This is a genomic window from uncultured Rikenella sp. (assembly GCF_948810725.1).
In the GTDB taxonomy this organism is placed as follows: Bacteria; Bacteroidota; Bacteroidia; order Bacteroidales; family Rikenellaceae; genus Rikenella.
This window is the reverse complement of the sequence record NZ_CAQIVA010000005.1, coordinates 72,001-86,416: the sequence shown is the minus strand read 5'-3', so window position 1 is coordinate 86,416 and position 14,416 is coordinate 72,001. Positions and strand designations below refer to the sequence as shown.

At 60.4% G+C, this 14,416-nt stretch carries 12 protein-coding genes; 10 read left to right on the top strand and 2 right to left on the bottom strand.

The window, feature by feature from the left end; all coding sequences use genetic code 11:
• The first annotated feature begins 3 nt into the window (after window positions 1-3).
• From Q9S52_RS03770 to Q9S52_RS03755, 4 genes are all read left to right on the top strand, one after another.
• The gene (locus tag Q9S52_RS03770) at window positions 4-1,254 is read left to right on the top strand and encodes an efflux RND transporter periplasmic adaptor subunit (RefSeq protein WP_297832400.1); all 1,251 of its coding nucleotides are present in this window, start codon (window positions 4-6) and stop codon (window positions 1,252-1,254) included.
• Between the two features lie 209 nt (window positions 1,255-1,463).
• A complete protein-coding gene (locus Q9S52_RS03765; protein ID WP_304708206.1) occupies window positions 1,464-3,830 on the top strand; it encodes an ABC transporter permease in 2,367 nt (788 codons plus the stop codon).
• 215 nt (window positions 3,831-4,045) lie between these two features.
• Window positions 4,046-4,726, top strand: a complete 681-nt coding sequence (locus Q9S52_RS03760; protein ID WP_294592771.1) for an ABC transporter ATP-binding protein — start codon at window positions 4,046-4,048, stop codon at window positions 4,724-4,726.
• A 114-nt stretch (window positions 4,727-4,840) separates the two neighbouring features.
• Complete coding sequence (locus Q9S52_RS03755; RefSeq protein ID WP_304708205.1) at window positions 4,841-5,842, top strand: cation diffusion facilitator family transporter; 1,002 nt, start codon at window positions 4,841-4,843, stop codon at window positions 5,840-5,842.
• A 16-nt stretch (window positions 5,843-5,858) separates the two neighbouring features.
• On the opposite strand, the gene Q9S52_RS03750 is transcribed toward Q9S52_RS03755, so the two are convergent.
• A complete protein-coding gene (locus Q9S52_RS03750; RefSeq protein WP_304708204.1) occupies window positions 5,859-6,431 on the bottom strand; it encodes an NPCBM/NEW2 domain-containing protein in 573 nt (190 codons plus the stop codon).
• A gap of 156 nt (window positions 6,432-6,587) precedes the next feature.
• Between Q9S52_RS03750 and Q9S52_RS03745 the strand changes: the two genes are divergently transcribed.
• From Q9S52_RS03745 to cmk, 5 genes are all read left to right on the top strand, one after another.
• On the top strand, window positions 6,588-8,096 hold the full coding sequence (locus Q9S52_RS03745; RefSeq protein ID WP_304708203.1) for a TolC family protein: 1,509 nt from the start codon (window positions 6,588-6,590) through the stop codon (window positions 8,094-8,096).
• A 6-nt stretch (window positions 8,097-8,102) separates the two neighbouring features.
• A complete protein-coding gene (locus Q9S52_RS03740; RefSeq protein WP_300828860.1) occupies window positions 8,103-9,212 on the top strand; it encodes an efflux RND transporter periplasmic adaptor subunit in 1,110 nt (369 codons plus the stop codon).
• A gap of 695 nt (window positions 9,213-9,907) precedes the next feature.
• On the top strand, window positions 9,908-10,171 hold the full coding sequence (locus Q9S52_RS03735) for a hypothetical protein (RefSeq protein WP_294594812.1): 264 nt from the start codon (window positions 9,908-9,910) through the stop codon (window positions 10,169-10,171).
• Between the two features lie 132 nt (window positions 10,172-10,303).
• Window positions 10,304-10,957 carry a LysE family translocator gene (locus tag Q9S52_RS03730; RefSeq protein WP_294594811.1) on the top strand — a complete coding sequence of 218 codons (654 nt, stop codon included), beginning with the start codon at window positions 10,304-10,306 and terminating at the stop codon, window positions 10,955-10,957.
• Window positions 10,958-11,641 carry a (d)CMP kinase gene (gene cmk, locus Q9S52_RS03725; protein WP_370648988.1) on the top strand — a complete coding sequence of 228 codons (684 nt, stop codon included), beginning with the start codon at window positions 10,958-10,960 and terminating at the stop codon, window positions 11,639-11,641. It abuts the gene before it with no gap.
• A gap of 1,195 nt (window positions 11,642-12,836) precedes the next feature.
• Here the strand turns inward: cmk and Q9S52_RS03720 are convergent.
• Window positions 12,837-13,109, bottom strand: a complete 273-nt coding sequence (locus Q9S52_RS03720; protein WP_294593900.1) for a hypothetical protein — start codon at window positions 13,107-13,109, stop codon at window positions 12,837-12,839.
• Window positions 13,110-13,139: 30 nt separating this feature from the next.
• On the opposite strand from Q9S52_RS03720, the gene Q9S52_RS03715 reads away from it, so the two are divergent.
• Window positions 13,140-14,414 (top strand): folylpolyglutamate synthase/dihydrofolate synthase family protein, encoded by a 1,275-nt coding sequence (locus Q9S52_RS03715; protein ID WP_304708202.1) that lies wholly within the window; start codon window positions 13,140-13,142, stop codon window positions 14,412-14,414.
• Window positions 14,415-14,416: the final 2 nt, after the last annotated feature.

Below are 14,416 nucleotides of genomic sequence, written 5' to 3'. Positions count from 1 at the left end.
ACTATGGACAGAGTAATCGAAAAAAAGAAGGGGTTGCGGAAAAAACATATCCCGTATGTAGCCGGCGGGGCGGTGTTGCTGGTGTTGTTGGGCTGGCTGATCTTCGGCGACCACAGCGCGTCGATGAAGGTGGACAGCCGGACGGTGACGATCGAGACGGCCCGCAGGGGGCAGTTCAACGACTATGTGCGGGTGAACGGCAATGTGCTGCCGATCACGACGGTGCAGGTGAGCCCGCTGGAGAGCGGAAATGTGGATGTCAAGGTGGTCGAGGAGGGGGCGATGGTGCGCAAGGGCGATGTGATCGTCCGGCTCACCAACCCGCAGCTCAACATGCAGATCCTGACGAGCGAGGCCGACCTGGCGGAAAAGGAGAACCTGCTCCGAAACACGCGGGTGAGCATGGAACAGGAGAAGCTGAATCTCCAGAAGGAGCGACTCCAGCTCGATATGGATGTGGCGCGGGCCAAACGCAAGTACGAACAGTATGAGGCGCTCCACCGCGAAGACCTCATCTCGAACGAAGAGTACTTGCAGGCCAAGGAGAATTACGAACTCTCGCTGAAACAGAAAGAGCTGGTCTTCGAACGGCAGCTCCATGACTCGATCTTCCGGAGCATCCAGGTCGACAACATGGAGATCAGTCTCGAAAGCATGAAGAAAAACATGGAGCTGATCCGCCAGCGGGTCGACAACCTCAACGTGAAGGCCAACATCGACGGCGAGCTGGGGCAGCTGGATGTGGTGCTCGGGCAGTATGTCAACGCCGGGACGAAGGTGGGGCAGATCAACGACCTGAGCGACTACAAGATCGAGGCGATGATCGACGAACACTACATCGACCGCGTGAAACCGGGGCTCGAAGGGACGTTCGAACGGCAGGGAAACAAGTTCGGACTGGTGGTGCGGACGGTCTTCCCGGAGGTGCGCAACGGCCAGTTCCGGACGTGGTGCTACCTGACGGGCGAGCGGCCCGAGAATATTCGCTCGGGGCAGACTTACTACATCAATCTGGAGCTGGGACAGCCGACGGAGGGGATCATCATCCCGCGCGGGGCGTTCTACCAGACGACGGGCGGCAGCTGGATCTTCGTGGTGTCGCCGGACGGGGACAAGGCCTACCGCCGGCCGGTGAGGATCGGACGCCAGAATCCGATGTACTACGAGGTGCTCGAAGGGCTCGAGGACGGCGAACGGGTGATTGTGTCGAGCTACGATACCTACGGCGACAATCAGGTGCTGCTGCTCAAATAGGGGGGCGGCGCGACGAAATCGTCGGGGGAGGGCATCCGAAACGGGGCCGGGATGCGTCTCTTGTATGAACATTTGTTGAAAGGGTGTTGAAACCGACCCTCGGACGCATCCGAAATCCCGTTTCGATGCGTCTTATGAACGACGGGGTGGCTGGACGGTATGGCCGCTCTGTCGTTCTTTCGGTTTTTAATTTTTTGAATGCAAGTAAAATGAGACTGTTTTTCCGTCAATTTCTGACGACGATGCGTCGTTTCCGGCTGGCCTGCGGGTTGAACATCGTGGGGCTGAGCGTGGCTTTCGCAGCTTTTATCCTGATCCTGATGCAGGTGAGGTATGAGTCGACTTTCGACCGCTTCCACCGGCATGCCGACCGGATCTGCCAGGCCGAAATGCTGATGGCCGAGGGGTTCGTGCCGGTCGTCTCGTCGGAGTTCGGCCGGACGTTCGGCGGGATGGGGGCGGGGATCGAGGCGTATGCGCTGTTGATACCGCCTTTTGAAGATACGTATATCACGGTCGAACGCAACGGGACGAAGGTCGGATTCGTACAGCCGGTGGTGGCGGCCCAGGCGGCGTTTACCGATATCTTCACGCCGGAGATGGTGGAAGGGGTTGCGGATGCGCTGCGGGAACCGGGCAAGGTGCTTCTGCCGGCGTCGCTGGCGCAGAGCTTGTTCGGAACGGAACACGGTGTGGTGGGGCGCGGAATGACGGTGGGAGGAAAGGAGTATGAGGTCGGAGGGGTCTACCGCGATTTCCCGGACAATTCGCAGATCAAAAACCGGGTCATCCTGCCGCTCGTTTTCGGGTCCGACGAGTACAGTTGGGATAACGCCAACTATCAGATGTATGCGCTGCTCCGTCCGGGGGTCGATCCGGCGCAGATCGTGGAGGGGTGGAAAGCGTTTCCGCTTACCAATAAGATGGATATGGGGATGGAGATAACGGCGAATCTCGTTCGGCTGTCGGATCGCTATTACGACGACCGGTCGGCGGCTTTCGGGACGGGCGCGCTGACGGAACGCGGCAACCGGACGACGATGACGCTGTTGTTGTCGATCGCGCTGTTGGTGATCGGTATCGCCGCTGTGAACTTCGTCAATTTCGCCACTTCGCTTACTCCGTTGCGGATCAAGAATATCAATACACGAAAGGTGTTGGGCTCTCCGGTCGGGACACTGCGGGCGGAACTGGTCTTCGAGTCGGTGGGCATCTCGTTGTTGGGCTTCGGCCTCGGCCTGTTGTGGGTCTACCTGCTGGGGGATACCGGTTTCAACGAACTGATCTCGGGCGGTATCTCTTTCTCGACCTACAGTGGGGTGATCTGGTTGGGGCTGGGGGTAGCTCTGGGCGTCGGGATACTGGCGGGGATCTATCCGGCGGTCTACACCACTTCGTTCCCTCCGGCGCTGGTGCTGAAGGGGACGTTCGGTCTCTCGCCGAAGGGGCGTAAGCTGCGGACGGCGCTGATCGGCTTCCAGTTCGTGGTCTCTTTGGGGCTGATCGTGGCGGCGATGTTCATGCAGTTGCAGAATCGCTATCTGCGCGGAATCAATACGGGACTGGATTACGAGGGGATTGCGATGGCCCGGATGGGCGGCGAGCTCCGCGGATCGAAGGCGTTCGAGGAGCGGGTGGTGCAGTCGCCGCTGGTCGAGGAGGTGGGCTATTCGGAGAGGCCGCTGGGGCTGACCAATCTGCATGCTCAGTGGGGCCGCGAACTCCGGGGAACGACGATTTTGTTTGCGGCGGATATGGTGTCGTGGAACCTGCCCCGGATGCTGGGGGTCGAGTTGTTGGACGGGGACTACTTCACGGAGACGGATGCGCGGCGCGAGGGGTGTTATCACTATCTGTTCAACGAGTCGGCGGCCCGGGAGTTCGGACTCTCGATGCAGGAGCCGCTGAACGAACGGGGATGGGGAGGAGAGGCCCGGTTGACGGGAATCGCCCGGAATTTCAACTACGGGTCGCTGCATGCCGGAGTGGGGCCGATGGCGATGGTGCTGGTGGGAAGGGAGTCGGGGCTCGATGCCGACCGGCTGCAGACCGCCTATTTCAAAATCAAGGGCGACCCTTATGCGGCGGTCGAACACATCCGGCGGGCGGCAGCCGAAATCGATCCGGCTTACCCGGTTGACCTGCAATTCTTCGATGCGGCGTTCGATGCGCTGTACCGGAAGGAGTTGAAGGTGACGACGTTGATTACGGTCTTCTCGCTGCTGGCTGTGGTGCTCTCGCTGGTGGGGGTCTTCGGACTGGTGGTCTTCGAGACGCAGTACCGGCGGAAGGAGATCGGGGTGCGCAAGGTGATGGGGGCGACGGTGGCGGAGATTCTGGCGATGTTCAACCGCTCGTTTGTCCGGTTGGTGTTGATCTGCTTCGTGGTGGCGGCTCCGCTGGCTTGGTACGGAGTGCGGGAGTGGCTGGGGACGTTCGCTTATCGGACGCCGATCTACTGGTGGGTCTTCGCGGTGTCACTGCTGATCGTGCTGGCGATTACGCTGGCTACGGTGACGATCCAAAGTTGGCGTGCTGCGACGGCGAATCCGGTGGAGGCGTTCAAGACGGAGTAGGGATTTGCGACAGGCGGTGCGGTGTCTAAAAAATAGACACCGACTGTCTAATTTTTAGACAAAAAAGCCGGGAAGCTGAATTTGCAAGATGCTGTGAACCAGAAAATTATTAACTTTGGCATGATTTCGGCATGAAACAGGATGTCGCTAACCAATCAAACCAAACGACAAAACATTAAACAATCATGGAAAATACCATTCAAATCACCGATCCGATGCTCCGCATCACAGACCTGAGCAAATATTTCCGCACGGAAGAGGTCGAAACCATTGCGCTGAACCATGTTTCGATGGAGGTCGCGCCGGGCGAGTTCGTGGCGATCATGGGGCCGTCGGGGTGCGGCAAATCGACGCTGCTGAATATCCTCGGCCTGCTCGACAATCCTTCGGACGGGACCTACTATCTGCTGGACAAGGAGGTCGGGTCGCTCAAGGAGAAGGAACGGACGCTGTACCGCAAGGGAAACATCGGGTTCGTGTTCCAGAGCTTCAACCTGATCGACGAACTCAATGTGTTCGAAAATGTCGAACTGCCGCTGATCTACCTGCGGATCCCGGCCAAGAAACGGAAGGAGATGGTGAACGACATCCTGAACCGGATGAACATCAGTCACCGGGCGGGGCACTTCCCGCAGCAGCTCTCGGGGGGGCAGCAGCAGCGTGTGGCGATCGCCCGGGCGGTGGTGGCGCAGCCGAAGCTGATTCTGGCCGACGAACCGACCGGTAACCTCGATACCAAGAACGGGCAGGAGGTGATGACGCTCCTCTCGGAACTGAACCGCGAGGGGACGACGATCATCATGGTGACGCACTCGCAGCGCGACTCGACTTATGCCCACCGGATCATCAACCTGTTGGACGGCCAGATCGTGGACAGCGTCAAGAACGAGCTGTAGGGATTAGTCCGCTCTATCTTTTCTTCATAAAAAACGGCAGGTCTGCCGCTTCCGTTCGTCTCGCTGCCGGCGAGGCGGGGAGGCGGCGGGCCTTTTTTCGTATATTTGTCCGTTATGAAGACAGTGGATCGTGTAAAACAACGGGTACAGGCCGGAATGGTGGCCGTGTCGGTGGTGCTGATGGTCGGCAAGTTCGTCGCCTTTTTCCTGACGGATTCGGTGGGGATTCTGACGGATGCGCTGGAGAGTATCGTGAATGTGACGGCTGGGTTCATCACGCTGTACAGCCTGCATCTGGCGGCCAAACCGAAGGATGCGGGGCATCCTTTCGGGCACGGGAAGGTGGAGCTGATTTCGGCGTCGATCGAAGGGCTGATGATTCTGTTGGCCGGGGCCTGGATCGGTGTCGAAGGGGTGAAGCGGCTCTTCGAACCCCGGATGCCGGGGAGGCTGGATATCGGGATCGCGGTGGTGGCGGCGGCCGGGGCGGTGAACTATATCGCCGGGTGGTGGAGCATCCGGATGGGGCGGCGGTATGACTCGATCGCGCTGGTGGCGGGCGGAAAGCATTTGCAGACGGATACCTGGTCGACGGTCGGGCTGGTGGCGGGGCTGTTGTTGCTCTATTTCACCCGCATTCCGTGGATCGACGGCGCGTTGGCGGTGCTCTTCGGCGTGCTGATCGGCGTGGCCGGCGGCCGGATTCTGCACAAGACGATCGGGGGGCTGATGGACAAGGCGGATCGGGAGGTGCTGGAGCAGATCGTCCGCGGGGTGGCGGCGCGAAGGAGGCCGGAGTGGATCGATGTGCACAACCTCAAGGCTATTCGGTACGGCAGTTTCCTCTATGTCGATTGCGACCTGACGCTGCCGTGGTATTTCAATGTCGCGCAGGGGCACGATGCGTGCGAGGAGCTGAAGGACGCGCTCTATGCGGTGTTCGACGGGCGGGTGCTGGTCTCGACGCATTCGGATTCGTGCGAGGAGCGCCACTGTGCGCATTGCGAGGTGGCGGATTGTCCCTACCGGCGGGAGCCGTTCGAGGCGCCCCAGCCGCTGACCCTCGGCGAGATGACCAAAAACGACGAGACGAGGCACGCCGAGGGCGAGGAGTGAGAGGGGCGGTCGGACGCTATTCGATGGTGTACCACGTGTAGCCCCGGGCGGGAATAGTAACGTGCAGGGTCGCCCGGTACTCCCGGTCGAGGCGGTAGCTTTTCGGCGCATCGCCTGCGTGCAGGATGCCGCTGTCATAAAGGTCGCGGCCGTCGCCCCGCACGACGAACCGCACGGAGCCGGGGCCCACTGTCCCGTCGGGTCGGGCGAGGCCGACGAATTGCCGGGTGTCTCCGTCCGTCGCATACCACAGTCTGGAGCCGTCCGTCAGGGCGATGGGGCTCAGGCCGGAGGGGGCGGCGTAGTCGATGTCGTTGTCGGCCACACCGACCCGGGCCCGGAACGAGCGGGCCGTCCCGTGCAGGTCGATTTTCAGTATCGACGGGGCATGGGTGCCGATCACTTCGGCGAGGGTCTCTCCGCCGACGGTGGCCGGACGGCCGGTGACGGAACGGCCGATCCGGGCGGTACCGTAGATCTGGTGTACGGCTTCGGGGCGCAGGTCGGCGAGGCGAAAGGTCTGACGGGCAACGAGCGGATGGGTGCACAGCAGCAACACTCCGGCCGCAAGCAAACGGATGGTTTTCATGAATGACTGAGTTTAGGTCGGCTGCAAAAATAGACGCTTTTCCCGATTCGGAGAAACGGAGCCTTGCGCGACCTGTTCCGAATCGATCATTATTCGGCGATTCGATTTGTCCGACCGGCGGAAAATAACGATATTTGTCCTATACATACGATCGGAATGGGAAATCGGATAAGCATCTGTCTCTGGAGTTGTCTTTTGTCGCTCGGGGCGGCCGTCGGGTCGGCGGGGGGGCGGGAGACGGGGGCGGTGCGTCTGTCGCTCGGGGAGGCGATCGAGCGGGCGCAGGCTTGCTCGATCGATGCCATGATGGCCAAGCATACCTACCTGAGCCAGTACTGGCAGTATCGCTCCTACCGGGCGCAGATGCTGCCTTCGCTCTCTTTGAGCGGGACGATTCCCAATTTCGACAAGTCGTACACGTCGCTCCAGAATGCGGTGACGGGGGGGTATAATTATGTGGACAATTACGCGATGCGCAACTCGCTGGGGCTCTATCTCCAACAGAATATCGCGGCCACGGGCGGGAATATCCAGCTCTACACGGGGCTCGACCGGCTCGACCAGTTCGCGCCGGAGCGGGAGGTGACCTGGAATTCGGCGCCGGTGAGCCTGATTCTCAACCAGCCGATCGGCGGCTTCAATCAGCTCAGGTGGGACAAGCGGATCGAACCGGTCAGGTACGAAAAGGCGAAGTATGAATATCTGGAGTCAATGGAGGCGATTACGGCCCAAGCGGTGACGCTGTTTTTCGACCTCCTCGTGGCGCAGCAGAACCTCGATATCGCCCGGAAAAATCGGGACAATACGGATACGCTCTACAAAATATCGCAGGAGCGGTTCCGGATCGGCTCCATCTCGAAAAACGACCTCATGCAGCTCGAATTGAGGCTGCTGAACGAGGGGATGTCGATCAATACCAATAAATTGCAGCTGGATTTGGCGGCGGCGCGGTTCAAGTCCTATTTGCGGCTCGACGAGGGGGACTCGGTGGCGCTCGATATTCCGGGAAGTGTCCCGGGGGTGGAGATTCCGATCGAGGAGGCGTATCGGCTGGCCTTTACCAATACGTCGTTCGAGTACCGGAACCGGATCAGTCAGCTCGAAGCGGAGATGAGCGTGGCGCAGGCGAAGGCGAATCGCAGACCGCAGGCGACGGTCTATGCGCGGTTCGGGCTCAATCAGGTGGCGGAGACGATCGGGGGGGCGTATCGCAATCCGCTGGATCAGGAGACGGTGAGGATGGGGATCACGGTGCCGATCTTCGACGGCGGGGTGGCGCGCGGAAAGGTGCGGATGGCGCTCTTCAGGCAGGAGGTGACGGAGGCGGAAATCGACAAGGAGCGGATCGACCGGAAGCAGGATATCTACCTGAAGGTGATGCAGTTCAATAACCAGAATGCGCAGTGTGCGATTTCGGCTCGGGCCGATTCGGTGGCGGCGGAGCGGTATGCGCTCTCGCTGCGCCAGTTCGCGGCGGGGAAGATCAGTGTGCTGGACTTCAATACGGCCCAGAGCGAACGCAATACGGCGCACACGAGTTATCTCGCGGAGTTGCAGAACTACTGGAACTACTACTATGCGATACAGCGCTATACGCTGTTCGATTTCATGCACGGGCGCAATATCGCGGCGTGTTTCGATGTCGTTTCGCTGGAAAAACAATAGTCGGTCATGGGAACGAACTTATTTCGGCATATCTTCCGTTTGTTATTCGGGTGGGGCGGGGTTTGGCTGGTCTCCTGCGCGGGCGGGGCGACTTCGGAGGAGGCGGGGGATTCGGCTGTCCTGAAGAAGGCGCAGACGCAGATCGCCAATCCGGTGGATACGATCGTGTTGCGGCGCGGGACGTTCCGGTCGCAGCTCATCAGCAACGGAAAGCTGAGGGCGCAGCAGAAGAGCGACCTGAGGTTTGCGGCGTCGGGGACGGTGACGTGGCTGGCGGGCGGAAACGGGACGGCGGTGAGGGCGGGGGCGCAGATTGCGCGGATCGATGACCGCGAGGCGCAGATCCGGTTGGAACAGGCCCGGCAGGCGATGCACAAGGCGGATCTCGACTTGCAGGATGCGTTGCTGGGGTTCGGGTACGATGTGGCGGATACGGCGAGGGTGCCGGACGAGACGATGCGGATCGCCCGGTTGAGGTCGGGATACGATGCGGCGGTGACGGGCTTGCGGAGTGCGCGCTTGGCGGCGGATAATTGTGTGCTCACGGCGCCGTTCGGCGGGCGGATTGCGAACCTGAAAACGAAGTTGCACGAGAATCCGAAGGGGGACTTTTTCTGTTCGGTGATCAACGACCGTTCGTTCGACGTGGAGTTCAATATCCTCGAAAGCGAGCTCTCGAGTGTCCGGCCGGGGCAGGAGGTGCGGGTGGCGACGTTCGTCGAACCGACGAAACGTTATGCGGGGCGGGTGGTGCAGGTCAATCCGACGGTGGATGAAAAGGGGCAGATTACGGTGACGGCGAATATCCCGAATCCGGGGACGCTGATCGACGGGATGAATGTGAAGGTCTTTGTCGAGAGCTCGGTGGGGGACAAACTGGTGGTGCCGAAGAGTGCGGTGTTGGTGCGGGACGACCGGGAGGTGCTTTTCCGTTACGATCGGGAGACGGGGCGGGCGATGTGGACGTATGTGCTGATCGAGATGTCGAACAGCGATTCGCATGCGGTGGTGCCGAATACGGATCGGGGGGCGGAGCTGAATGTGGGGGATGCGGTGATCGTTTCGGGGAATCTCAACCTGGCGGACGGCTCTGCGGTGGAGATCAAACGGCGGTGAGAACTTGTGCGGCTTTGTGGTATAGGCTGCTGTAGCGATGCGTAGTATCGCCCGTTCACGGGACATGGGGCCCGCGCGGCCTGAGGGCAGTTTTAGGCGGGACAAAGCTCGACCTCGCGCGACCGCTGAAGTAGGAAATCATTCAAACACGTGATTCGTGTTTGAATAAGATTTCCGCCAGCGCGCGGTCAGAGAACGGGGCGAAAATTTGGGCCAACACAGCCCTTTGCCCACCGCGGGCACGCGGGGCCTGCCCGGCCTGAGGGCAGTACCCTCCCGTAGGACGACGCGCGCCACGCCTAAAGAAGCGATTCAACTATTTCGGCAGTGAGCCAAATATAGATGAATCGCGTAAGGCGCGCGAAAAAGCGGCGGAGCGATAGTGGAGCCGCAGTGAGGCCGACACGGGGCGGCGCTTTGGGCCGAGCTTCTGCGGCTCGCAGAGCCGCGCGGGCCGAAGCCTCCGACCGCGGAGGCCCGCAACTCGCCATGCTCGTTTTAGGCCCCGCAGGTTTCAACCCGCTAAGGCAATTGGACTTTCTTAGGCTTGGTTGCGTCTCGTTGCGCTACCGCTGGCGGCAAACAGTTGGAGGTCAAGAGCGATTAGCGCGTTTCCGTTCGGAATCGCCATCCTTGGCAAGAGCGACGCATTAGCGGCGCGAGGGGGGCGGCCGAGGACGAACTTGAAAGAATGGATGAACTTTGAGTGGTGGGTTGGGCTGTGCTTTGGGTTGATCTTCTGCGGCTCGCAGAGTTCCGTCCCCGCCCCGGGCTACCGCTACTACACCTCGGGCGTGCTGGGCGGCATCGGCCATTACGGTTACAGCTGGTCGTCTACAACCAACCGCACGGTTAGCGGTATCTACGGGCGATTCTTGTGGTTCAATTCGCAGGGCCTCGATCCCAGCGATGCGAACGACCGTGCCACGGGTCGTCAGTTGCGTTGCCTCTCGGAATAAACGGAGAGGAGCAGTTGCTCGACCGAGCGGAAAAGACGGAACTCCGCCTGGCGGCGTTCGGAAGTTAAAGCAGCAGAAATTGGCAGGAGGAGATAGGGGCAGGGAAAGCCCCGGTCACCAGAGTAAGTAAATATGAATTCGTTATTGTTGCCGTTACAAGGGTTGTTAGTCGGTTTCCTGGCCTCGGTGCCATTGGGGCCGATCGGCGTCATCTGTATCCAACGGACTTTGAACGGTACACACCGCAGCGGCTTCTTCTCCGGACTCGGTGCGGCGACGGCTGACACGTTGTTCGCCACGCTCGCCGTCTTTTCCCTATCGTTCATGACCGATTTTATGAACGCCCATAAGCATTGGTTTACGGCGATCGGGGGGATTCTGATTATCGTGGTCGGCTTTTCGATCTTTTACAAACGGGTCAGGAGGGCCAGCCAGCGCAGGCAGACCCGGAGCAGCTTGCTGAGCGACTACCTCTCGATCTTTTTTCTGACGTTGACCAATCCGGCTTATATTCTGGTATTCATTACTCTGTTCGCCGCGCTGGGGATTAGCAGCGAGGGGGGGCAGACGGGAGGAAATCTGTCGCTGATCTTCGGCGTGCTGGTGGGGGCGGCGTGCTGGTGGTTTCTGCTGACCTATGCGGTGAACAAACTGCGGAGGAGGTTTCGGCTCAGGCACCTTTGGTGGATCAACAAAATTACGGGGGCGGTGATTATCCTTTTCGGGGTCTTGCTGGTATTGAGTCTGGTGGTGGATTTGGGGCCGGTGGAGCGGATCTTAGCTTAAATTCCGACAATGAAAAAAAAGATTATTATTGCCATAGACGGTTATTCGTCCTGCGGGAAAAGTACTTTTGCCAAAGCGGTGGCGGCGAAGTTGGGTTATATTTTTATCGACACGGGGGCGATGTATCGTGCCGTGACGCTGTTCGCCATGCGGAACGGTTTGACGGACGATCCGGAGGCGCTGGCGGAGAGGCTGCCGGAGGTGCGGATCGATTTCCGGTTCGATCAGGAGACGGGGCACAGCGATGTCTATTTGAACGACGAGAATGTCGAAACGGAAATCCGTCGTATCGATGTGAGCAATCGGGTGAGTGGGGTGAGCTGCATTCCGGCGGTGCGGGCCAAGCTGGTGGCAATGCAGCAGGAGATGGGGCGGCGCAAGGGGGTGGTGATGGATGGGCGGGATATCGGGACGATGGTTTTTCCGGAGGCGGAACTGAAGATTTTCATGACGGCGGATCCGCGTGTACGGGCGGAGCGGCGTTATAAGGAGTTGATTGCAAAGGGGGAAGAGATCTCGTTGGCTGAAATCGAACGGAATATCCGTGAACGGGATCATCAGGATGAGACGCGGGCGGTGAGTCCGTTGCGTCGGGCGGCGGATGCGGTGGTGCTGGATAATAGCGGGATGACGGTAGAGGAACAGATGCGGTGGATCGACTTGCGTTTGGCCGAGTTGGAGTAAGGCTCGTTGTGGTGGGGAGGGGGTTGGGGCCGAGGACTGTTTCATTTGGGGTGGCGGACGGCGATTGGGCCGAACAGATTAAGCGATACGTAGTATCGCTCCGTCCCGCCGGTGCGCCCATCGTTTTGTTAGGGTTGTCTTTGCCTTACTAACCGGACGCCGCCCGCGTAGGGCAGTTTCAGACGGGACAAAGCTCGCCCGCGCGCGACTGCTGAAGTAGGAAATCATTCAAAGCGTAAAACGCTTTGAATAAGATTTCCGCCAGCGCGCGGACAGAGAACAGGGGTAGAGGCTGCCACAGCGAAACGTAGTTTCGCCCGTCCACGGGACGTGGGGCCTGCCCGGCCCGAGGGCAGTACCCTCCTGTAGGACGACGCGCGCCCCGCCTTAAGAGGGAAATCGTCAAAATGCGCTGGCGCGTTTTGACAGGATTTCCCAAGGCGCGCGAAAAAAGAGTGGTGCGCAAAAACTCCGTCGCCCGCCTGCTTGAACGGGCATATTCTGCCGGTTGGCGATGAGCCAATCCGGCAAGAATTGCCGCGGGCGACGTTTAGGAGTAGATACGTCCATTTTTTGAGTGCCGAGCGGCACCGGCGGAGCGACAGCGGAGCCGCAGTGAGGCGGACACGGGGCGGAGAATTGGGCTGTGCCTGTTCTTTGGGCGGGAAAACCGCAATCGGTTTTCCCGCTGCGCCGGGCCGAGCTTGGGGCTGAGATTTGGGCTGAACTTGTTGGCCGTACTTTGGGTAGTGCTTTAGTCTGAGAGCGAATAGCGCGATTCCGTTCGGAATCGCCGTCCTCGGCAAGAGCGACGCATTAGCGGCGCGAGGGGGGCGCGCCGAGGACGAAGCTCATCGCAAAGAGGCCGTGCTCTTGCGACCCATTGGGTCGCGCGGGCCGGACGCCTCCCACCGGTCGGCCCGCAACACGCCGCTCGCGCGTCGAGAGTTGCCGTTCCTCCCGGGCGTCCGGCCCACTTTAGTCGAGAGTGAATATTAAGGGTCGGAGCCAGCGTGGGCCGAACGAGCTCCGCGAAGTTGCGGCCCTACGCCTGGGGTGGCTCCGGCCCGAGCGGTTCTACGAACCGCAGGATTCCACTCAAAAGTAGGGTAGATGTGGCCGCTTGGGGTCGCTTTCGGGTAGCGGCTGCCCCTTGGGTAGTTCTAGCCAGTATTTGAGTGCCTCTCTTCCCCGTTTATTCCGAGAGGCACCGCAACTGAAAACCGTAGCCGCGGTAGTACGTACCGCTGGGATTAAGATCCGTCACGCTGAAATTCAAGTATACCCCGCTGTTGCCGCTCACCGACGACGAATAGCTGAATCCGTGGTAGCCGACATTTACCTGTACGCCCGAGTGCGAATCGCGGTAGCCCGGGGCGGGTCGCTCGATGCTCGAAAAACGACCGCCTCTACCACAGACGATCGGCTCCGTCTGCCTCCGGCGACCCCCTGCTCGAATGAATCGCATAACCAGATTTTCTGTTCTCTTAGAAATTCCATGAATTACGACGAAAGCATAGCCTATCTGTACGCCGCCGCCCCCATGTTCCAGAGCGTTGGCAGCCGCGCCTATAAAGAGGGACTCGAAACTACGGAAGCCCTCAATGAACTGCTCGGGAACCCGTATAAGGCTTATCCCGCCGTGCACGTCGCCGGAACCAACGGCAAAGGATCTGTCTCGCAGATGCTCGCCGCCGTGCTGCGGGAGGCGGGATACAAGACGGGGCTTTATACCTCGCCCCACTTGCGCGACTTCCGCGAGCGGATGCAGGTGGACGGCCGGATGATCTCCGAACAGGAGGTCGTTGAGTTCGTCGAACGGCTGAAACCCCATGTCGAACGGCTGAAACCCTCGTTTTTCGAGATTACCACCGCCATGGCCTTCGACTTTTTCCGCCGCCAAGCGGTGGATATCGCCGTCGTCGAGGTCGGGATGGGCGGACGGCTCGACTGCACCAATGTCATTACTCCGCTCGTGAGCGTCATTACCAATATCAGCTTCGACCACCGGCAGTTCCTGGGCGAGACGCTGCCCGAGATTGCCGGCGAGAAAGCGGGGATTATCAAACCCGGCGTGCCGGTCGTCGTGGGCGAGTTTCAGCCGGAGACCGCGCCGACCTTCATCGCAAAAGCCCGCGAGACCGGCTCGCCCATTCTTTTTGCCGACCAGCGGTATCGTTGCGACGGGCACGACGGGCGGATGTTCGAGGTCGAGAATCGGGGGGACGGCTACCGGTTTACCGTACAGCTCGGGATGGAGGGAGACTATCAGCAGCGGAACCTCTGCACCGCGCTGGCGGCGTTGGATATCCTGACCGAACGGCTGCCGAGGCCGCTCACGACGAACGAAGTGCGGCGGGGGCTCGCCGAGGCGCGGGTGCCGGGGCGGTGGCAGCGGATCGATACGGGAGAGGATCCGTGTCCCATCGTTTGCGATACGGGGCATAACGAGGCGGGGCTGGCCTTTGTGGCGGGGCAGCTGGAAAAGCAGGTCTATAAAAAACTCTATTTCGTGCTCGGCGTCGTGGCGGACAAGGAGCTGGAGCACATTCTGCCGCTGTTGCCGCGGGAGGCGCACTATCTCTTCACACAGGCTGCGCTGCCGCGGGCGCTGGCGGCGGAACGGCTGGCGGAGGTCTGTCGCGCGGCGGGGTTACGGGGCGAAACGGTCGCCAACGTCCCGCGGGCGCTCGGTCGGGCACGCGAATTGGCCGGGCCGGGAGACCTCGTCTTCGTCGGGGGCAGCACCTTCACGGTTGCAGAAGTGCTGTAATA

Coding starts and splice junctions, on each gene's coding strand:
- Q9S52_RS03770 (WP_297832400.1), top strand. CDS start 4: ATGGACAGAGTAATCGAAAAAAAGAAGGGGTTGCGGAAAAAACATATC.
- Q9S52_RS03765 (WP_304708206.1), top strand. CDS start 1,464: ATGAGACTGTTTTTCCGTCAATTTCTGACGACGATGCGTCGTTTCCGG.
- Q9S52_RS03760 (WP_294592771.1), top strand. CDS start 4,046: ATGCTCCGCATCACAGACCTGAGCAAATATTTCCGCACGGAAGAGGTC.
- Q9S52_RS03755 (WP_304708205.1), top strand. CDS start 4,841: ATGAAGACAGTGGATCGTGTAAAACAACGGGTACAGGCCGGAATGGTG.
- Q9S52_RS03750 (WP_304708204.1), bottom strand. CDS start 6,431: ATGAAAACCATCCGTTTGCTTGCGGCCGGAGTGTTGCTGCTGTGCACC.
- Q9S52_RS03745 (WP_304708203.1), top strand. CDS start 6,588: ATGGGAAATCGGATAAGCATCTGTCTCTGGAGTTGTCTTTTGTCGCTC.
- Q9S52_RS03740 (WP_300828860.1), top strand. CDS start 8,103: ATGGGAACGAACTTATTTCGGCATATCTTCCGTTTGTTATTCGGGTGG.
- Q9S52_RS03735 (WP_294594812.1), top strand. CDS start 9,908: ATGAACTTTGAGTGGTGGGTTGGGCTGTGCTTTGGGTTGATCTTCTGC.
- Q9S52_RS03730 (WP_294594811.1), top strand. CDS start 10,304: ATGAATTCGTTATTGTTGCCGTTACAAGGGTTGTTAGTCGGTTTCCTG.
- Q9S52_RS03720 (WP_294593900.1), bottom strand. CDS start 13,109: ATGCGATTCATTCGAGCAGGGGGTCGCCGGAGGCAGACGGAGCCGATC.
- Q9S52_RS03715 (WP_304708202.1), top strand. CDS start 13,140: ATGAATTACGACGAAAGCATAGCCTATCTGTACGCCGCCGCCCCCATG.